This is a genomic window from Ruegeria sp. SAZA006, from assembly GCF_059613465.1.
In genome coordinates this window covers 200,367-218,289 of sequence record NZ_JBXWSO010000010.1, presented here as the reverse complement: position 1 = coordinate 218,289, position 17,923 = coordinate 200,367, and the positions used below count along the sequence as shown (strand labels likewise).

Here is a 17,923-nt window from a genome sequence, read left to right as displayed (position 1 = left end):
CGCTTACAGCCCCGTTCTGTGCGCACGCGCGGTGAAGAAGATGCCCGAGGGGCTGTCGGCCGGAATTTCCCGCAGCTTTTCAAAGCTGTGGGTGTCATAGACCATGACCGTGTTTGCATCGCGCACGCTGATCCAGACCTCGTGCCCGCGCGGGGTGAACTCCATGTGCAGGACCGCCGGGCCCGGTTTGAACTCGTGGATGACCTGTTTGCTGACCGTGTCGATCACCTGGATCGTGTCGTTCAGCGGGTGGGCGAAATTCACCCAGACCTGCCGGCCGTCGGGCCGCGCCATGGCAAAGACGGGCTGGCCGTATGTCTGGGTGCGCCCGGTTTCCGTGAGTGTGTCGGCATCGACCCAGAGCACCTGGTGATGGCCGACGGCCGGCAATACGAATTCGGCGCCCGTATGCGCCCAGCCTTCCAGATGGGGCATCTTGTAGACGGGCATCTCCTGTTGGCCGCGCCCATAGCCGGGCAGCACCCGGATCGGTTCGGGGGTGTCTGCCCACAGGTCCAGCGCGGTCAGCCCGTCCTGCCCGAACAGACCGGTGATGTAGGTGCGGCCATTGGCGGTGATCAGCGCGTCATAGGGGTTTTTGCCCATGTCGGTGATCTTGGTGATCTGCGGGTCGGTGCCGCGGGCGAAATCGGCGATCCAGGTCTCGCCCGTATCCCACATGGTAAACACGAAACGGCGGCCCGGCGCATCGACCAAGCCGATGGTCTTGCTGCCGGTGGGGATGTCGGCCACCATCTCGAGCGTGTCGGCGTCAAAGACGCGGACCCCGCCGGGTTCATAGTTCGACACCGCAACCAGCGTGCCGTCGTCAGAGATCGCCCCGCCGATGGCGTTGCCGGCCTGTACGACTCGATTGGCGATCTGCCGGGTCACGATATCGACTTTGGTCAGCCCGCCGTCGCGCCCGAACACATAGGCAAAACGTTCATCCGGCGAATAGACCAGCGAGGCATGGGACAGATCGCCCAGCCCCTCGATCCGGGCCAGCGCGGCGCGGTCGGACTGATCGACCAGCAGGACCGAACCGGCGGCCCGTTCTATCACCAGCCCCAGGTCTCCGGTGGCGGTGGGTTCGGCATGGGCTGCGGTCATCAGCAGCGAGGCCGCGAGGCCAAGGACAAACTGTTTCATTGCGCCTCCGGTTTCAGCAGATAACGGGTGATCCATTCGGCCTCTTCCTCGGTGATGAGGGGCCGCCAGGGCGGCATGGCCGTGTCGGGGATGCCGTCCAGGATTACGCCGGTCAGGATTTCGGGGTCATAGTGCTGCAGGTTTCCTGCGCGCAGATCGGGGCCCAGCCCGCCTTTCAGGGTCAGGCCGTGGCAGGACCCGCAATCCTGATGCACCAGACGTTTCAGCGCGTTAGGGTCCAGCGCATCGGCCGCAAAGGCCGAAGTGGCCACCAGCACGGCGGCGGTCAGCACCGCGCGCCCGGGCCAGTCCCGGCGGGCCGGTTCAATGGGCAGAGTCCTAGCCATGAGCGTGCTCCAGCAACTCGGCAACGGGCCGTTCGGCATACAGCGACACGACCTTGCCGATGATGAACAGGGTAGGGGCGGCCAGACCGGCCGCGCGCACGTCGGCGGCGACACGGTCCAGACGCGAGACAAGGCGGCGCTCGTCCGGGGTGGTCGCCTTGCCGACGGCCAGGACGGGGGTCGATCCCGGCAGATTCTCGGTCATCAGGCCCATGGCGATCTGGCCGATATTGGCGACGCCCATGTAGATGACCAGAGTGGTGTCAGGGTCCGCCAGGCGCTTCCAGTCGAGGTCCAACACCTTGTCGGCCTGACGATGGCCGGTGACATATTGCACCGATGTGGCCAACCCGCGATGGGTCAGCGGCACGCCGGTCGAACAGCTTGCCCCCTGCGCCGCGGTGATGCCGGGCGCGTATTCCACGGCGATGCCATGGTCCGTCAGAAACGCCGCCTCTTCCGAACCGCGGCCAAAGATCATCGGATCGCCCCCCTTGAGGCGGGCAACCCTGTGGCCCGCGCGGGCCTGTTCCAGCAGGATCTGGTTGATCCGGTCCTGCGGCACGGTATGGCATTTGGGCGCCTTGCCCACGGGGATAAGCCGCGCGCCGGGGGCGTGCATGGCCAGGATCTCGTCCGAGACCAGGCGGTCGTAGACCACCACATCCGCCTCGCGCAGCATCCGCAGGGCGCGCAGGGTCATCAACTCGGGGTCTCCGGGTCCGGCGCCGATCAGAAAAACCTTACCGCTCATGGTGCAATCTCGCTTGGTCTGAATGTCATCGGGACCCGGGTGTTCCGGTAGGTTCCGAGCGCGGACAGAGCGGCGGATCGGGACGTTGCTGGGGTGGCCGGGCGTGTCATGGCCGCAGACTGGCGCATTCGCAAAGGGGCCTCCTTGACATAAGTTAAGGAGCGCGGGATTTGCGCCCGCGCTCCTGTTGTTTGCCTGTATGTCTGCTGCGTTCAGGGTTCGACGGTGACCATACCGACCATGTTCTGGGTTTCCCAATGAGGGCCGCACAGATAGTCCTGCGGGCCGGGCTCAAGGAACGTCATCTCGACCGACTCCTCGGGGAAGATGCGGTCGGATTCGGGCTGACTGCCATCTTTAAGCAGCACCGAATGGCTGGTGCGCTTGTCCACGTTGACCCAGCGAACCGTGGTGCCGGGCTTGACCGTGATCCGGGCCGGGCAGAAGTTGTACTTGTACATCAGCACCACCTCGGCATCCTGCGCTGCGTCAGAGGGTTCGCCGAAGAGTTCGACATAGCGCGCCTCGGCCTCGGCGCAGATCTGGTCGGTTTCATCGGCCAGGGCCGGCAGGGCCGCAACAAGGGCCAGGACTGCGGTCAGAAGGGGCTTGGTCGTCATGGTCCCATGTCTCCTCGGCTGTGGAAAAGGGGCCGGATCGCCGGCCCCTTTTCGTTACTGTTTGACCACGTTGATGTCGGCGCTGTCGTCATCCAGCGCGAGGCTGGTGTTCAGCGTGACGTGGTGGAACCGCGCCGCCGTATGGTCATCGTGGATGGCAAAGCCCACCGTGTAGGTCTTGCCCGGCTCCAGCGGGACGTCGCCCGGCGCGCCCGAGTTCAGCGGACGCGAGAACACCACCGTCCACATGCCGCCCGACAGGCTGGCCGAGGCCGAGATCTCGCCATCATTGACCACGCGCTGTTCCAGCAGATAGCCGTTGGTGGCGCTGCCGTCGGCATAGACGCGCATCAGGTCAAGGAAAGTGCCGTCCTGCAGGTACTGCGCGATCTGCTCTTCGGCCTGCAGCTTGTCCCAGCCGCCCAGCGGCTTGCCGCGCCGGCCTTTGACTTCGACCTCGGTGCGGCTTTCGCTGATGTACTTGGTGACGGTGTCCTTGGCCGTCAGGCGTCCAGCCACGTCCGGGTTGGCGGCGATGGTTTCGGCATCGGGCGCAAAGGGCATATAGGTGTTGTCGGCGTGGCACGAGGCCCAGCACCCCACCTGTTCGCCCAGCTCGATCCCGGTACCGGTGATCATCATGGCGACCTTGATCGGGTTGTCCGGGTCCATCTTGCCGCCGTCGACGAAGGGCACGGGATTGTGACCCGCATCCGCCCATTGCAGCCGGATATACAGGTTTTCGTCGTCATGCGCGGCCTGAACCGTGGCGTCGATCACCCCGCGCTTGCCGGGGATCGGGGTCGGTTCGAGATCACCGCCGGCGACAATCTTGTTGCCGATCGCGTCCAGTTCCTTGGCGTGGCAGGTCGAGCACTGGTCGCCACCCTTGGTCAGCGGGCGTGCGCCGCCGTGGGTCTTGCCGTTCTGCACCCATTCGAACGAAGCTTGTCCCGGATAGAACAGTTTCAGATCGGTGCTGGCCACGGCGTTCCAGTCGATGTTGCCGCCCACGTCGCTGCCGCCCGAGGCCGCGGCGTCGGTTGCGGTGCCATCGGCCTTGGCGCGCTCCTCGGCCACTGCAGCGTCGACCGCGGCGGCGATCTGCGCCTGCACAGCCTCCTGCTGGGCCTTGCGGGCGGCTTTCTCGGCTTCGGCCTCGGCGGCCTCCTTGGCTTCGATCCGTTCCAGGCTGGCCAGGTATTCCGGCGGGATCGGACGGGCGAAGGCCGGGTTCGGGGCTTCGAGCTCTTCCAGAAAATCTTCGGGTGCGCGGTCACGGATGTTCGAGTGTGCGATACCCTTGTGGCAGTCGATGCAGGTCTGGCCGAGCTCCATCGCGTTCAGGTGCTGCTGCCGTGCCCGCGGTTTCTGGAACTCGGGCATCATCGACTCGAAATCGTGGCAGTTGCGGCACTCGCGCGAGTCGGTCTTTTTCATCCGCTGCCATTCGTTCATGGCCAGGTGGATGCGCTTGGCCTCGAATTTCTCGGGCGTGCTGATCGAGCCGACCATCTTGCCGTACAGCTCTCTCGACGCTTTGATCTTGCGGATGATCTTATGCGTCCAGTCCTTGGGCACGTGGCAGTCCGAACAGACCGCGCCCACGCCCGAGCGGTTCACGTCGTGGATCGTACCCTTGTACTCGGTATAGATATAGTCGCGCATCTCATGGCACGAGACACAGAATTTCTCGGTGTTGGTGGCTTCCATTGCGGTGTTGAACCCGCCCCAGAAGATGATGCCGGCGACAAAGGCCGCGGCGATGCCGGCCACGGGCATTCCCCACAGGAAATACCGGCGCCAGATCGGTTTTTTCTTTTCCGGTTCGGACTGGGTCATGTCCAGGCTCCGTTTTGGCTGTCTTGTCTGGCCTTGGGTGTCAGGCCGGTGAAATTGGCTGAGGTTTCACCGGGCCAGAGCGGCCCCGCGAACGTGGAAAGGGCGGGCGAGGGGCCCGCCCTTTCCGGTGTCTGGTCCGAACCCGTCAGGTGACGTGGTTCGAACGGTTGTAGACGTTGAACTTGCCGGTCGGCGCATAGAGCCCGTCGATGCGGCCGATCTCTTCCAGCGTTTTGGCGTCGAAGATCACGATCTGACCGTTGGGCTCCTTGGAGTCCGACAGGTTCCACTTGGAGACCCAGACCTCGGTGCCGTCGGCATTGAATTCAAAGTGAACGGCGGCACTGCCTTCGTCTTCGGTGATCTGGATGGTTTTCACGATCTCGCCGGTCTCTTTCGAGATGACCTGCACCGACTGCTGGATTTCCGGCTCGGGGTGTTTGGTCTGGTCAGCCCAGATGTAGTCCGAGTTCGGGTGGGTGCGGACAAACAGGCCGGGGCCGTCCGTCTCCACTTCGTAGCAGACCTTCCAAGCCTGATCCGGGTGGCCTTCAGGGTCGTTGCCCCAAACGGTCACGGTACCCACACCCAGGTGGGTCGTACCGGCGACGGGTCCACAGTTCGGATCGACCCAGTTTGCGCCCGGTCCGGGGTGCGGCAAGGCAGCGGTGTCGATCATCGCTTCCAGCTTGTGGGTTTCGGTATCGACGACCACCATTTTGTTCGACGCGTTCGCGGCGATCTGGAAATAGCGGCCCGTCGGGTCAAAGAACCCGTCATGCAGGAACTTGGCGCTGTCGATCTTGTCGATGCGCAGGTTGTCGAGGTCTGTGTAATCGACCTGCCACAACTGGCCCAACTCTTTCACGGCGACGATCCAGGTGGGTTCGTTCGGTGTCGTGTAGATCGCGGCCACGCGGCTTTCTTCGACATAGTCGCCGTCCACGTTCACGCCGCGGGTCGAAACGACCTTGAGCGGTTCCATGGTTTTGGCGTCAACGATCGCGAAGTGCGGCGGCCAGTAACCACCACCGATGACGTATTTGCCATCGCCGGAAACTGCGACGTCGCGGGCGTCATAGGCGATCTTGACCTCCGAGACCAACATCTTGTCCGGCGTCTGCCAGAGGTCGATTTTGGTCATCTTGCCGTCGCGACCCATGGTGTACCAGAAACGGCCCGGGTGTTCCGGTTCGGTCAGGCTATGGTGTTCGGACGCTTTCAGAACGTGCACGGCATAGCCGGTGGGGATGTGGGTCAGTACCTCTTTGGTGTCGCCGTCGATTACGGCAACCTTGCCCACGTCACGTTCGATGACGACGAAGAAGTTCTCCCAGTTGCGACCGTGCAGCGGCTCGGTCGGATAGTCTGCCTCTTCGACATAGACCTTGCGGGTCGCCTTCATCTGTTCCAGCGACATTTCCGGCGGCTTGGGCGCGTCCATCATGATGTAGGTCGCCATGTCGCGAATCTGCTCCTCGGTCATGATGTCCGAGAAGTTGTTCATGCCGCCTTCGGTGCCCCACGCGATGATCTTTTCAAGGCGCTCCTGGCCCAGTTGCAGGGTGCCGCCTTCGGTCACGGTGCCGTCGGCTGCGGTTTTCTTCCAGTGCGGCTCGAGGTTCTTGCCGGTGGCGCCCTTGCGCAGCACGCCGTGGCAACCGGCACATTGTTCGAAGTAGAGCTGTTTCGAAGCCTCGAAGGCCTCGTCGCTCAGGGTTGGCTCTTCGGCGAATGTCGGAGCAGCGACGCTGCCCAACAACATGGCCAGACCGACCCTGAAGGCGCGGCCGGTGGTGTAATGGCTGATTCCAAGTGACATGATCACTCTCCGTTTGCTGGTGAGGCAGGCCGGACACTGCGCCGGGACGGGCGTCTTCTCCTTGACGAAAGTCAACGGAGGGGGTGTTCAGACGGAAATGGGGCCGAAAAAAGCCATGAAAATAAGTGCTTTTTGGGGTCATGTTTTCGCCGACGCTTGATTTTGGTTAAGGGGGGCGGGCCCGGCGGTTGCTAGTGCTTGGCCATCGAACAGTTTGGCCAAGGAGAGCAGGCATGCCATCGGCAATCACGCGCGTTATGGGTGAGGGGTTCCGGGTCTTTTTTCTGTTTGCAGGTCTTTACGGCGTGTTTGCCGGTTTGGCCTGGGGAGGGTGGCTGGCAACGCTGGCCGGGGTCGAAATGTGGACCGAGGCGCCCTATGCCATGAGCCCGCCGATGTGGCACGCGCACGAGATGGTTTTCGGCTATGCCAGTGCCGCACTGGGCGGGTTCTTTCTGACCGCCGTCCCCAACTGGACCGGCGCCCCCGAGGCGCGGCGCTTGTTTATTGCCGCTGCAGCGGCGCTGTGGTTGGCCGGGCGCGTGGCACTGTGGTTCTCGGGTGCGATCGACCCGGTGATTGTCGCGGTGCTCGACCTCGCCTTCGTGCCGGTTCTTGCGGCCAAGATCGCCACCCAGTTGATCCGGCGACCAAAACCGCAGAACATGATCTTTCTTCTGTTGCTGGCCTACATCTGGGTGTCCAACCTGTTGACCCATCTGGACTGGAGCGGTGTGACGACCGGAACCCTCGATGTCGGCCTCCGCACAGGACTGCTTGCCTTGTGTTCCATGATCGCCATTCTGGGAGGTCGGATCACTCCGGCCTTTACGCGCAACGCAATGAAGCGCGCAGGCGTACCCGAAGCTGACTGGCCTGTCAGTCGTGATTGGATGGAAAAAAGCAACATGGTGCTGGCCCTGCTGCTGCCCGCTGCGATGCTGATCTTCGGGGCCGGGTACGCAGTCGCGATAATGGCACTGGTCCTCGGAGTGATACAGGGCTTGCGCCTGTCAGGTTGGCGGGGGGCTTGGGCGCTCCGGCAGCCGATCCTGTTTGCGCTGCATCTGGCCCTGGGGATGCTGGGCCTTGGCTTGGTTCTGTGGGGAATGGGCCTGTTTGGCCTCGGCAGTGAACTTGGTGCGCTGCATGTGTTGGGAATCGGCTGTGTGGGAGGGATGACCCTGGCGGTCATGAGCCGCGCTGCGCTTGGCCATAGCGGACGGGCGCTGGTCGCCCCCGCTCCGGTGGTCGTCGCCTACGGAGCGATGGCTTTGGCTGCGATCTTGCGCTGGATTGGGTCCGGGTTGGACGCGCAATTTCTGACCACCATGCTGGTCGCCGACGGGCTGTGGATCAGCGCGATGGCGCTGTATGTGGTGGCGATGTGGCCGGCCTTGGTGGGTCCGCGTGCGGTACCGTCCTGAGAGGCTCAGGCCCGGTCGATCAATGGTCGCGCGTTTTTGACATGCCGATGGATCATGTGCCGCGCACGCTTGCCGGTTTCGGGAATGGGCCGAGCGGCGATCGGGACATGATCCGGGTCGTCAAGCTCGGGGAATATCTCGAAGATCTCGTCTCGGGCATCGCGGCCAATGCTTTTGAGAGCCTCGGGCCCGGTGTACAGGCTTTCCGACGGAGCCCCCTCGGCGGTCACGATTTCATGGCGGTCGAACAGAATGTGGTAGTACGTCACGCTGCTGGCAGTTTCATCGACATGAACGCCGGGAACGCCGACCAGCTTATGGGCGGGGATCAGCACTTCTTGGGCGTCGAACATGCGCACGGCAATCGCCGAGCGGACCAGCATCCGGTGCTGCGGAGAGACCCGCAGATCGCGCCGCGGTAGACCCGCCCCCAGCGCACCCGCAGACACGCAGACCGGCCGCAGCCGTGGCTTGGCTCGCAGCTCGGCCGACGTCAAGGTGCGCGAGCCGATCCAGCGAATCGGTTGCGGGCCGTGATCGAGCGTCAGAACCAGGTCGCCTTCGGCCAGATCTTCTATCGCCTTGGCGCCGGTGGGCGTATCGATCAGCGTACCGGCGGTAAAGCAGGGCACGTCGACGATCGCTGTAGGATCGGTGGTGTCCGGCGCGTTCGACGGGGTCACATTCGAACGAATGAAGGAATAGGCGGTACCGGGTACCAAAGGTTCGGACGTGATGTATCCTACAAGACTTCCTTCAACCTCGACCCGAAAAACATCGATCGTACCGCCGCCCGGTTTGGTCAGGGCGTAGGATTCTTCCAGATAGATAGCGCCGGAATCAAAGGTGGTTGATCCGTCAAGACTGGTGACAACGCCTGTCTGTGTCAGGTCATCGCCGACTTCGTTGTTGAAACGGTCGCCGTTAAAATCAGTTCCATTGTCCGGGTCCCCGTTCACGAGCGTTCCACCGGCCGCATCGGTTACGTCAAATACCCGGCGATCGGTGTTCGGATCGTAGCCTGAACTCAGAGTGATGGTACCGGAGTTAAACCCGGTAAAACTAAGTGAAATCACCCCCGGCGCGTAGCCGATATAGGAATAGTTCGCCATCTTTTACTCGTTCACTCACTCATTCAAAGACACCGGAACCGCACAACACAGATCCGGCAACTCCATCTGACTTGGCACCCTGATAGCAGCGGTTCAAGGCGATTTCGGGGCATTTCACGCTTATTTTAAGGGAATGTAGCCTATTGGCCGCGTGGCAGGACAGAGTCTTGACTTTCGTTAAGGCGGCAAACCGCCCATCCCGCCATTGTCCCACTACCAGCAAAGCGGCGCAAAGGAGAGCGCAATGCGAGAAGTCATGACCAAGAGCATGGCCCGCAACATATTCTATGGCGGGTCACTGTTCTTCATCTTAATCTTTCTGGCCCTGTCGGCCCATTCACACTTGTACATCGTCAATTCGCCGAACTCGGCGAAGCTGGATGAAAGCGTGATCCGGGGCAAGCATGTCTGGGAAAAACACGCCTGCATCAACTGCCACTCGATCATGGGTGAGGGTGCCTATTTCGCCCCCGAGGTCGCCAACGTGATGACCCGCTGGGGCGTTCTGGACGACCCGGAATCGGCCTTTGAATCCCTCAAGGGCTGGATGGAGGCGCAACCCACCGGCATTCCCGGTCGCCGGCAGATGCCCCAATTCAACCTCAGCGACGAAGAGATCCGTGATCTGGCCAACTTCCTGATCTGGACGGACAATATCGACGCTCAGGACTGGCCCCCGAATGACGCGGGCTGAGAAGGGAACGGAGCAATGAAATACGAATCCCAAAAAGTGGCCTATGCCTATTTCGCATTCGCAATGGCCCTGTTCGCGATCCAGGTGATCGGCGGTCTGCTGGCCGGCTGGATCTATGTATCCCCCAACTTTCTGAGCGAGCTTCTGCCGTTCAACATCGTGCGGATGCTGCACACCAACGCGCTGATCGTATGGCTGATCACCGGCTTTTTCGGCGCGGCCTATTTCCTGATCCCCGAAGAGGCCGAGCGCGAGATCCACTCGACCAAGCTGGCCTATATCCAGCTGGCGATCCTGATCCTGGGCACGCTGGGTGTGGTGCTGACCTATGTCTTCAACTTGTTCGAAGGCAACTGGCTGCTGGGCAAAGAGGGGCGCGAGTTCCTTGAGCAACCCAAATGGGTCAAGGCCGGCATCGTCGTGGCGGCGCTGATCTTCCTCTACAACGTGTCGTTGACCGTTCTTAAGGGCAAGAAGACCGCCATCACAAACATCCTGCTGCTGGGCCTGTGGGGTCTGGCTCTGTTGTTCCTGTTCGCCTTCTACAACCCGGGCAACCTGTCGCTGGACAAGCAGTACTGGTGGTATGTCGTCCACCTGTGGGTCGAAGGCGTGTGGGAGCTGATCATGGCCTCGATTCTGGCCTACCTGATGCTCAAGCTGACCGGTGTTGACCGCGAAGTGGTCGAGAAATGGCTTTATGTCATCGTCGCCGCCGCGCTGTTCTCGGGCATTCTGGGCACCGGGCACCACTATTACTGGATCGGTACGCCGGGCTACTGGCAGTGGATCGGGTCGATCTTCTCGAGCCTCGAGGTAATCCCGTTCTTCGCGATGATGGCCTTTGCCTTCGTCATGGTCTGGAAAGGCCGTCGGGACCATCCCAACAAGGCCGCACTGCTGTGGTCGCTGGGCTGTGCCACGCTGGCCTTTTTCGGTGCCGGGGTCTGGGGCTTCCTGCACACGTTGCACGGGGTGAACTATTATACCCACGGCACGCAGATCACCGCGGCTCACGGGCACCTGGCCTTCTACGGCGCCTATGTCTGCCTCAACCTGGCGATCTTCACCTATGCGATGCCGATCCTGAAAAACCGGGATCCGTACAATCAGGTGCTGAACATGGCCTCGTTCTGGCTGATGACCAGCGGCATGGTCTTCATGACCTTCGTGCTGACCTTCGCCGGTACCGTCCAGACGCACATGCAGCGCGTGGTGGGTGACTACTACATGGATGTGCAGGATCAGATCGCGATCTTCTACTGGATGCGCTTCGGCTCCGGTCTGGTCGCGGTCATCGGTGCGCTGTTGTTCATCTACTCGATCTGGGTTCCGCGCAAAGAGATCGTCGAACCCGGACCGGTCGAACGCGAGCGCCTGGAAAGCGATCCTGACCACGTGGCAGCGGAGTCATGAACATGGATGGATCGATGCAACTGGGAAAGGGGGCGGCGGACGCCCCCTTCTACCTGCCCCAAGGCGATGAATGCGACGTGTTCGCCGCCGCCTATACAAACAAGCTGCCGGTCCTGCTGAAAGGGCCAACAGGGTGCGGCAAGACCCGCTTCGTGGCCCATATGGCTGCCAGCCTGGGCCGGCCGCTCTATACCGTAGCCTGTCATGACGACCTGGCCGCCGCCGACCTGATCGGGCGTTACCTGCTGAAAGGCGGCGAGACGGTCTGGGTCGATGGCCCCTTGACCCGCGCGGTGCGGGAAGGCGCGATCTGCTATCTGGACGAGGTGGTCGAAGCGCGCAAGGACGTGACCGTGGTGCTGCACCCGCTGACCGACGATCGTCGCATCCTGCCGATCGACCGCACCGGAGAAGAGCTTGAAGCCGCGCCCGGCTTCATGCTGGTGGCGTCCTACAACCCCGGCTATCAGAACATTCTGAAAACCCTCAAACCCTCGACCCGGCAACGGTTCATCTCGCTGGAATTCGACTTTCCCTCGCCTCAGATGGAGGCCGAGGTGGTTGCGCAGGAAAGCGGACTGCCGCTGGAACGCTGCAAGCCGCTGGTGCGGCTGGCGGGAAAACTGCGCGGGCTCAAGGGTCAGGACCTCGAGGAAGGCGTATCCACCCGCCTGGTCGTCTATGCCGCGACGCTGATCGCGCAGGGCATGTCCACCGACCGCGCCATCCTTGCCGCCATGATCGAACCTCTGACCGATGATGAGGATATCAAACGCGGGCTCCTCGATCTTGTCACCGCCGTCTTTGGGTGAGGCCGGCGATGGTCAGGATCGACTTTGAGCCATGGGAACCCGAAGAAACGATCGGGAAACTGTGGCACACCCTTGCCAGCCGCCTTGATGCACCAGAGGTGCACGAAGGAGCCGCGGTCGACCTGTCGCAGGTCGCGGGGCGGCTGGCCGTTCTTTTCCGGGGGCTGGGCGGCAGTCCGGGCGTCGAGCTGCGCCCGGTTTCGCCCGAGCTCTCGCGCCACCGGCTGGGCTGGCGGCGCAAGCTGGCCACCGAGGCCGAGCTGATTCCACGCGCCAGTTTCGACGGCGAGGTCCTGCGCCTGCCCGACCGGTTGGCGGTGTTTCCCGCGCGCGAAGCCAATGGCGCGCTTTATGTCTGGCTGGCGGCGGTGGCCGCCCATGCCGGAACCCGCATCGACGAGGACGACCCCCTGCGCGCCGATCTGCGCGCCCTGCAGGCGGCCCGCGCGATGGTCGCCGCAACGCTCGAAGACGCGCCGGGCCTGCGCCCGCTTTACACCGAACTGTGCAAGGGCGTGCTGTATCAGCGTGACCTGCCCGGCCTGCCCACGGCCGAGGCCGCCGTCGAAGAGCTGATCCGCCGGATGCTGGGCGACCCTGCGCCTCTGTCCACCCGCGCCCATGCTTACGACGACCTGGGCGACGACGTGGCCGCCCCGCGCGGGTACCAGCCGTTCCGTCCGGTGCCCCTGTGGCCCGAACTGCGCGCGGTCGCCTTTTCCGAACACACCGAGGTCGAAAGCCGCGACACCGACGGCCCACCCGAGGAATCGGGCGAAAAGACCCACCGCGCCCGTCGCCGCAAATCCGACCAGGCCGAGCGGCAGGACAGTCTGATCCTGCACAAGTTCGAGGCAATCCTCAGCTGGGCCGAGTTCCTCAACCTCAACCGCCGGATCGACGATGACGACCCGGACAACGCGAAAAAGGCTGCCGACGATCAGGACGAGATCGGGCTGGGCCAGATTTCCAAGGCGCCGCCGACACGGTTGAAGCTGCACCTCGACCTCGCCCCCGAGGACGTGGACCGCGAACGCCTCTCGGGCCGCATCCTTTACCCCGAATGGGACGTGCGCACGGGGCAGTATCTGCCCGATCACGTCAACGTTCTGACCTCGGATGCCGAGATCCGCGAGGATGCCGCCGAGTTCGGCAAGGACCCGGCCACCGCCCGCCGCATCCGCGCCGTCAAGCGCCAGTTCGAGGCCTTGCGCCCGGGCCGCGTGATGACCCGCGGCCATCTGGACGGCGACCAGCTGGATATCGAGGCCGCCGTGCGCAGCGCCGTAGACCGCCACGCCAATGGCGAGGGCAACGAGCGTATCTGGATGCAATCCCGCCCCGAGGCGCGCGACCTGGCGGTGTCGATCCTGCTGGATGTCAGCCGCTCGACCGAAAGCGCGGTCACGGGGCGCGCGGTGATCGACATCGAACGCGAGGCGCTGGCGGCGCTCGCCTGGGGTCTGAACGCCTGCGGCGACGATTTCGCCATCCACGCCTTCAGTTCACTGAAACGCCAGCGGGTCTATGTGCAGCGCTGCAAAAAGTTCAATGAGCCCATGACCGCCACCGTGGAACAGCGCATCGCGTCGCTGCGGCCGGGCCATTACACGCGGCTGGGGGCGGCGATCCGGCATGCCTCGGCCGATCTGGCGGCGCAGGCGCGCAAACGCTGGCTGCTGCTGGTGATCACCGATGGCAAGCCCAACGATCTGGACCACTACGAGGGCCGCCACGGTATCGAAGATACCTGCATGGCCATACGCGAGGCGCGCCGGGCGGGGCAGTCGGTCTTCGGCGTCACCATCGACAAGACCGGCAAAAGCTGGTTCCCGCGCATGTTCGGGCAGGGCGGGTTCGCGGTGATCCCCGACCCCAACCGCCTGACCATGGCGCTGCCGCAGATCTATCGCCAACTGGTCGGCGCATGAGCGATGCGTCCCTGATCGACGAGCTGCCCGGCGAATTGCTGATGTGGGTTCTGATCGTTTCGGAACTGTTGGTGTTCGGGGCCGGGCTGATCGCCTTCATGGGTGTCCGCCTGACCGACCCGGCGGGCTTTGCCGAGGCGCAATCACACCTGTACCGTACCGGGGCCGCGCTCAACACGGGGGTTCTGGTCACCTCGGGCTTTCTGGCTGCGCGGGCCCTGCGCTGGCGACAGGCAGCGCGCCGCGGCGCCGCAAGGCTGGCCCTGATTGGCGCGGCCCTGCTGGGCGTGGTGTTCCTGATCATCAAGGGCGCGGAATATGCCGGCAAGGCCGCCCAGGGCATCAGCTACGAGACCCACCCGTTTTTCCTGTTCTACTACCTTCTCACCGGGTTCCATGCCGCGCATGTGCTGGCCGGGGTCACCATTCTGCTGCTGGTCGCCTGGCGCGACGATCCCCGCAATATCGAGGCCGGCGGCCAGTTCTGGCACATGGTCGATCTGGTCTGGATCCTGCTGTTTCCGGTGATCTACCTGCTGGGGTGATGCGATGCCGAGTTTTTCCTTTGTCCGATACACCCATGCGGATCGCTTGACCCGCGCCTGGGCCGGCCTGATCGCTCTCAGCCTGGCCTCGGCCCTGCTGACCCTCGTGCCGGTTGAGCCCCGGCTGGTCGGGGGCGGCATCCTGCTGCTGGCCTTGTTCAAGGCCCGCATCATCCTGGCGCGGTATCTCGACCTTGAATGCAGCCCCGCCTGGCTGCGGGGCTTCACGTTGGTGCTGAGCACCTTTGCGGCACTGATCTTCGCGCTCTACCTGGTCTGAGGCAAAAAGAACCGCCGCGCACAGGGGCACGGCGGCTTGCCAGTTCAGGGACAGAAATCTATTGCGCGGCCATCGGCATCCGGGCGATCTGGCACCGCTGCCACAGCGCCGAGAGCGCGCCGACCAGATGGTCGATATCGGCATCGGTATGCACAGGCGAGGGCGTGATGCGCAGCCGCTCGGTGCCCTTGGGGACGGTGGGATAGTTGATTGGCTGGATGTAGATGCCGAACTCTTCCAACAGCGTGTCCGAGATGAACTTACACTTGACCGGGTCGCCCACCATCACCGGGATGATGTGGCTGGGGTTGGGCAGATGCGGGATGCCCTCGGCGTCGAGCCGGGCGCGAACCTGGGCCACGCGTTCCTTCTGCAGGTCGCGTTCCGCATTTGATTGTTTCAGATGCCGGATCGAGGCCGCCGCCCCGGCGGCGATCGCCGGCGGCAGGGCGGTGGTGAATATGAAGCCGCTGGCAAAGCTGCGGACGAAATCGCACAGCGCGGCCGAGGCGGCGATATAGCCGCCCACAACGCCGAACGCCTTGCCCAGCGTGCCCTCGATCACGGTCAGGCGGTCCATCAGACCCTCGCGTTCGGCGATGCCGCCGCCGCGCGGGCCGTAGAGGCCGACGGCATGCACCTCGTCCAGATAGGTCATCGCGCCGAATTCATCGGCCAGGTCGCAGACTTCCTTGATCGGCGCGATGTCGCCATCCATCGAATAGACCGATTCAAAGGCGATCATCTTGGGCGCCTCGGGGTCGGCGGCGGCCAGCTTGGCGCGCAGGTCGTCCAGATCGTTGTGCTTCCAGATCACCTTCTGCGCCCGCGAATGGCGGATGCCCTCGATCATCGAGGCATGGTTCAGCGCGTCCGAGAACACGATCAGGCCGGGGATCTTTGCCGCCAGCGTCCCCAGCGCCGCCCAGTTCGAGACGTAGCCGGAGGTGAACAGCAGCGCCGCCTCTTTCCCGTGCAGGTCGGCCAGTTCGCGTTCCAACAGGACGTGGTCATGGGTGGTGCCGGAAATGTTGCGGGTGCCGCCCGCACCGGCGCCGCAACGGTCCAGCGCGTCATGCATCGCCGCCAGAACAGAAGGGTGCTGGCCCATGCCCAGATAGTCGTTCGAACACCAGATGCGCACGTTCCTTGCCGCCGCGCCATCAGTCTGGCGGGCATTGGGAAAGGCGCCGCATTTGCGCTGCAGGTCGATGAAGACACGGTAGTTGCCTTCGGCCTTCAGGTCGCTGAGGCTCTGGCTGAAGAAACGCTCGTAATCCATGTCTCGATCTCCCCGGAAAACTGGCTGTTGGACCAAAATCTAGGGGCGCGCGCGCGTCGGGAACATGACAATAGTCAAGCGACGCCGGGAAAAGGGTGGTGCGCGGCGCGCGGGTTTGGCATAGGCTGGCGCACGGATGAATGGGCCGGTTATTCGGCCGGACAAAAGGGGATGCCTTCGTGGCGCATGAAGCACAAAAAGCCATTGCGCGGCAGTCGCTGCTGCTCAAAAGCCTGCCGGATCAGCATGTCGAAACCTTGCTGAGCCATGCGATCTGGCGCCAGTATGACCGTGGCGAGACGATCTTTGTGCAGGAAGAAAGCGCCCAGGCTGTGCATGTCGTCCTGGCCGGATGGGTCAAGCTGTTCCGCATGTCGCCCACCGGGGCCGAGGCCGTGGTCAGCGTTTTCACCCGCGGCGAAAGTTTCGGCGAGGCGGTGGCGCTGCGCAACGTGCCCTATCCGGTTTCGGCCGAGGCGGTCTCGGCCTGCGAGATCATGCACATTCCCAGCCCGGTGCTGATTTCCTTGATGAAGGCCGACCCCGAGATCGGGATCTCGATCCTGGCTTCGACCTTCACACATTTGCATTCGCTGGTGTCCCAGCTGGAACAGCTCAAGGCCCAGACCGGGGCGCAGCGGGTGGCCGAGTTCCTGCTGAACCTGTGTGACTGCGACGAAGGCGCCTGCCAAGTCGAGCTGCCCTATGACAAGATGCTGATCGCCGGGCGTCTGGGCATGAAGCCCGAAAGCCTGAGCCGTGCGTTTTCGCGGCTCAAGGCGGTGGGGGTGAAGATCAACCGCAACCACGCGGAAATCTCGGACATTCCGCTGCTGCGCGACTATGCCGACAGCGATCCGGCCGACAACTGGGGGCGCTGAACGCGCCCGGTCAAACCCGCAACCCGTCCTCTCCGAACGTCAGTGCATTGGCCGGATCATAGTCGATGCCGACCTGCGTCCCCGGGGACACCTGATGCTGACCAAAGGCCCGAACGGTAAAAGGCTTGTCGGTACCGATATCGACCAACACGTTGGTATCTGCGCCAAGGTTTTCCACGTGAACGACTGTGCCTGACAGCGGACCCGACTGCCCAAGGCGAGCGTATTCAGGGCGAATGCCGATGAGTTGCCGGCCAGACCCACCGATCCGATCGGCGGGCACGAAATTCATCGCCGGAGACCCGATGAACTCGGCCACGAAACGGTTGGCGGGGTTGTTGTAGAGCTCCATCGGGCTGCCGATCTGTTCGACCCGGCCGTCCCGCAACACAACGATCTTGTCCGCCAAAGTCATCGCCTCGGTCTGGTCGTGGGTCACGTAGATCATGCTGGCGTCGATCTGGCGGTGCAGGTTTGCGATTTCGACCCGGGTGTTCAAGCGCAACGCGGCATCCAGGTTCGACAGCGGTTCATCGAACAGGAACAGTTTGGGGTTGCGCACGATCGCGCGGCCGATCGCGACGCGCTGGCGCTGACCGCCGGACAACTCGGCCGGGCGACGTTCAAGATAGGGATCCAGCGACAACATGCGGCTGGCTTCGGTGATGCGGCGCGCGATTTCGTTCTTGGGATGCCCGGCCTGTTTCAAGCCCAGTTCCATGTTCCCCCGAACAGTCAGATGCGGATACAACGCATAAGACTGGAACACCATTGCGATGCCGCGCTTGGCAGGTGGGACCTCGTTGACGGTCTGGCCATCGATTTCCACCGTTCCCGAGGTCGCCTCTTCAAGCCCCGCGATTACGCGCAGCAGGGTGGACTTGCCGCAACCCGAGGGGCCAACAAAGACCACGAATTCGTTTTCCTCGACGGTCAGGTCGATGTTCTTCAGCACGTTTACCTGTCCGAAGGACTTGCACACATTGGTCAGTTTCAGGGCGGTCAC

Annotated in this window: 17 protein-coding genes; 8 read left to right on the top strand and 9 right to left on the bottom strand. The window is 63.3% G+C overall.

Features of this window, described 5'->3' with window-relative positions; all coding sequences use genetic code 11:
- Nucleotides 1-3: 3 nt before the first annotated feature.
- From AC2FNZ_RS10560 to AC2FNZ_RS10535, 6 genes are all read right to left on the bottom strand, one after another.
- On the bottom strand, nucleotides 4-1,152 hold the full coding sequence (locus AC2FNZ_RS10560; protein WP_496840559.1) for a cytochrome D1 domain-containing protein: 1,149 nt from the start codon (nucleotides 1,150-1,152) through the stop codon (nucleotides 4-6).
- Nucleotides 1,149-1,499 (bottom strand): c-type cytochrome, encoded by a 351-nt coding sequence (locus AC2FNZ_RS10555; protein ID WP_261392159.1) that lies wholly within the window; start codon nucleotides 1,497-1,499, stop codon nucleotides 1,149-1,151. The genes AC2FNZ_RS10560 and AC2FNZ_RS10555 overlap by 4 nt, the downstream gene beginning before the upstream one ends.
- Entirely contained in the window at nucleotides 1,492-2,253 is a 762-nt protein-coding gene (gene cobA / locus AC2FNZ_RS10550; protein WP_093963194.1) for a uroporphyrinogen-III C-methyltransferase, read from the bottom strand. Before cobA ends, AC2FNZ_RS10555 begins: the two co-directional genes overlap by 8 nt.
- Before the next feature lie 212 nt (nucleotides 2,254-2,465).
- Complete coding sequence (locus tag AC2FNZ_RS10545) at nucleotides 2,466-2,873, bottom strand: cupredoxin domain-containing protein (protein ID WP_496840557.1); 408 nt, start codon at nucleotides 2,871-2,873, stop codon at nucleotides 2,466-2,468.
- A 54-nt stretch (nucleotides 2,874-2,927) separates the two neighbouring features.
- Complete coding sequence (locus tag AC2FNZ_RS10540) at nucleotides 2,928-4,715, bottom strand: NapC/NirT family cytochrome c (RefSeq protein ID WP_496840555.1); 1,788 nt, start codon at nucleotides 4,713-4,715, stop codon at nucleotides 2,928-2,930.
- Between the two features lie 145 nt (nucleotides 4,716-4,860).
- Nucleotides 4,861-6,537 (bottom strand): cytochrome D1 domain-containing protein, encoded by a 1,677-nt coding sequence (locus AC2FNZ_RS10535; RefSeq protein WP_093963191.1) that lies wholly within the window; start codon nucleotides 6,535-6,537, stop codon nucleotides 4,861-4,863.
- Between the two features lie 233 nt (nucleotides 6,538-6,770).
- On the opposite strand from AC2FNZ_RS10535, the gene AC2FNZ_RS10530 reads away from it, so the two are divergent.
- Nucleotides 6,771-7,964 carry an NnrS family protein gene (locus tag AC2FNZ_RS10530; protein WP_496840553.1) on the top strand — a complete coding sequence of 398 codons (1,194 nt, stop codon included), beginning with the start codon at nucleotides 6,771-6,773 and terminating at the stop codon, nucleotides 7,962-7,964.
- A 5-nt stretch (nucleotides 7,965-7,969) separates the two neighbouring features.
- Here AC2FNZ_RS10530 and AC2FNZ_RS10525 read toward each other — a convergent pair whose 3' ends face one another.
- Nucleotides 7,970-9,076, bottom strand: a complete 1,107-nt coding sequence (locus tag AC2FNZ_RS10525; RefSeq protein WP_496840551.1) for a Hint domain-containing protein — start codon at nucleotides 9,074-9,076, stop codon at nucleotides 7,970-7,972.
- Between the two features lie 244 nt (nucleotides 9,077-9,320).
- Here AC2FNZ_RS10525 and AC2FNZ_RS10520 point away from each other — a divergent pair, with 244 nt between their 5' ends.
- Genes AC2FNZ_RS10520 through AC2FNZ_RS10495 form a run of 6 tightly spaced genes read left to right on the top strand, consistent with a single transcriptional unit; the run spans nucleotide 9,321 to nucleotide 14,754 of the window.
- Complete coding sequence (locus AC2FNZ_RS10520) at nucleotides 9,321-9,770, top strand: c-type cytochrome (protein ID WP_093963737.1); 450 nt, start codon at nucleotides 9,321-9,323, stop codon at nucleotides 9,768-9,770.
- Between the two features lie 15 nt (nucleotides 9,771-9,785).
- Nucleotides 9,786-11,186, top strand: a complete 1,401-nt coding sequence (locus tag AC2FNZ_RS10515) for a cbb3-type cytochrome c oxidase subunit I (RefSeq protein WP_093963188.1) — start codon at nucleotides 9,786-9,788, stop codon at nucleotides 11,184-11,186.
- On the top strand, nucleotides 11,183-11,998 hold the full coding sequence (locus tag AC2FNZ_RS10510) for a CbbQ/NirQ/NorQ/GpvN family protein (RefSeq protein ID WP_093963187.1): 816 nt from the start codon (nucleotides 11,183-11,185) through the stop codon (nucleotides 11,996-11,998). The genes AC2FNZ_RS10515 and AC2FNZ_RS10510 overlap by 4 nt, the downstream gene beginning before the upstream one ends.
- A gap of 8 nt (nucleotides 11,999-12,006) precedes the next feature.
- Nucleotides 12,007-13,929 carry a nitric oxide reductase activation protein NorD gene (locus AC2FNZ_RS10505; RefSeq protein WP_496840550.1) on the top strand — a complete coding sequence of 641 codons (1,923 nt, stop codon included), beginning with the start codon at nucleotides 12,007-12,009 and terminating at the stop codon, nucleotides 13,927-13,929.
- Nucleotides 13,926-14,474, top strand: a complete 549-nt coding sequence (locus AC2FNZ_RS10500) for a cytochrome c oxidase subunit 3 (protein ID WP_496840548.1) — start codon at nucleotides 13,926-13,928, stop codon at nucleotides 14,472-14,474. The genes AC2FNZ_RS10505 and AC2FNZ_RS10500 overlap by 4 nt, the downstream gene beginning before the upstream one ends.
- Before the next feature lie 4 nt (nucleotides 14,475-14,478).
- A complete protein-coding gene (locus AC2FNZ_RS10495; RefSeq protein ID WP_170421557.1) occupies nucleotides 14,479-14,754 on the top strand; it encodes a cytochrome C oxidase subunit IV family protein in 276 nt (91 codons plus the stop codon).
- 58 nt (nucleotides 14,755-14,812) lie between these two features.
- Here the strand turns inward: AC2FNZ_RS10495 and hemA are convergent, their stop codons facing one another.
- Nucleotides 14,813-16,036 carry a 5-aminolevulinate synthase gene (hemA, locus tag AC2FNZ_RS10490; RefSeq protein WP_496840546.1) on the bottom strand — a complete coding sequence of 408 codons (1,224 nt, stop codon included), beginning with the start codon at nucleotides 16,034-16,036 and terminating at the stop codon, nucleotides 14,813-14,815.
- Between the two features lie 179 nt (nucleotides 16,037-16,215).
- Here hemA and AC2FNZ_RS10485 point away from each other — a divergent pair, with 179 nt between their 5' ends.
- Nucleotides 16,216-16,917, top strand: a complete 702-nt coding sequence (locus tag AC2FNZ_RS10485; RefSeq protein WP_496840544.1) for a Crp/Fnr family transcriptional regulator — start codon at nucleotides 16,216-16,218, stop codon at nucleotides 16,915-16,917.
- 10 nt (nucleotides 16,918-16,927) lie between these two features.
- Here the strand turns inward: AC2FNZ_RS10485 and AC2FNZ_RS10480 are convergent, their stop codons facing one another.
- Nucleotides 16,928-17,923 carry an ABC transporter ATP-binding protein gene (locus tag AC2FNZ_RS10480; RefSeq protein ID WP_496840543.1) on the bottom strand — a complete coding sequence of 332 codons (996 nt, stop codon included), beginning with the start codon at nucleotides 17,921-17,923 and terminating at the stop codon, nucleotides 16,928-16,930.

Bases quoted from the DNA above. Each gene is read 5' to 3' on its own strand.
- AC2FNZ_RS10560 (WP_496840559.1), bottom strand. From the start codon at position 1,152: ATGAAACAGTTTGTCCTTGGCCTCGCGGCCTCGCTGCTGATGACCGCA.
- AC2FNZ_RS10555 (WP_261392159.1), bottom strand. From the start codon at position 1,499: ATGGCTAGGACTCTGCCCATTGAACCGGCCCGCCGGGACTGGCCCGGG.
- cobA (WP_093963194.1), bottom strand. From the start codon at position 2,253: ATGAGCGGTAAGGTTTTTCTGATCGGCGCCGGACCCGGAGACCCCGAG.
- AC2FNZ_RS10545 (WP_496840557.1), bottom strand. From the start codon at position 2,873: ATGACGACCAAGCCCCTTCTGACCGCAGTCCTGGCCCTTGTTGCGGCC.
- AC2FNZ_RS10540 (WP_496840555.1), bottom strand. From the start codon at position 4,715: ATGACCCAGTCCGAACCGGAAAAGAAAAAACCGATCTGGCGCCGGTAT.
- AC2FNZ_RS10535 (WP_093963191.1), bottom strand. From the start codon at position 6,537: ATGTCACTTGGAATCAGCCATTACACCACCGGCCGCGCCTTCAGGGTC.
- AC2FNZ_RS10530 (WP_496840553.1), top strand. From the start codon at position 6,771: ATGCCATCGGCAATCACGCGCGTTATGGGTGAGGGGTTCCGGGTCTTT.
- AC2FNZ_RS10525 (WP_496840551.1), bottom strand. From the start codon at position 9,076: ATGGCGAACTATTCCTATATCGGCTACGCGCCGGGGGTGATTTCACTT.
- AC2FNZ_RS10520 (WP_093963737.1), top strand. From the start codon at position 9,321: ATGCGAGAAGTCATGACCAAGAGCATGGCCCGCAACATATTCTATGGC.
- AC2FNZ_RS10515 (WP_093963188.1), top strand. From the start codon at position 9,786: ATGAAATACGAATCCCAAAAAGTGGCCTATGCCTATTTCGCATTCGCA.
- AC2FNZ_RS10510 (WP_093963187.1), top strand. From the start codon at position 11,183: ATGAACATGGATGGATCGATGCAACTGGGAAAGGGGGCGGCGGACGCC.
- AC2FNZ_RS10505 (WP_496840550.1), top strand. From the start codon at position 12,007: ATGGTCAGGATCGACTTTGAGCCATGGGAACCCGAAGAAACGATCGGG.
- AC2FNZ_RS10500 (WP_496840548.1), top strand. From the start codon at position 13,926: ATGAGCGATGCGTCCCTGATCGACGAGCTGCCCGGCGAATTGCTGATG.
- AC2FNZ_RS10495 (WP_170421557.1), top strand. From the start codon at position 14,479: ATGCCGAGTTTTTCCTTTGTCCGATACACCCATGCGGATCGCTTGACC.
- hemA (WP_496840546.1), bottom strand. From the start codon at position 16,036: ATGGATTACGAGCGTTTCTTCAGCCAGAGCCTCAGCGACCTGAAGGCC.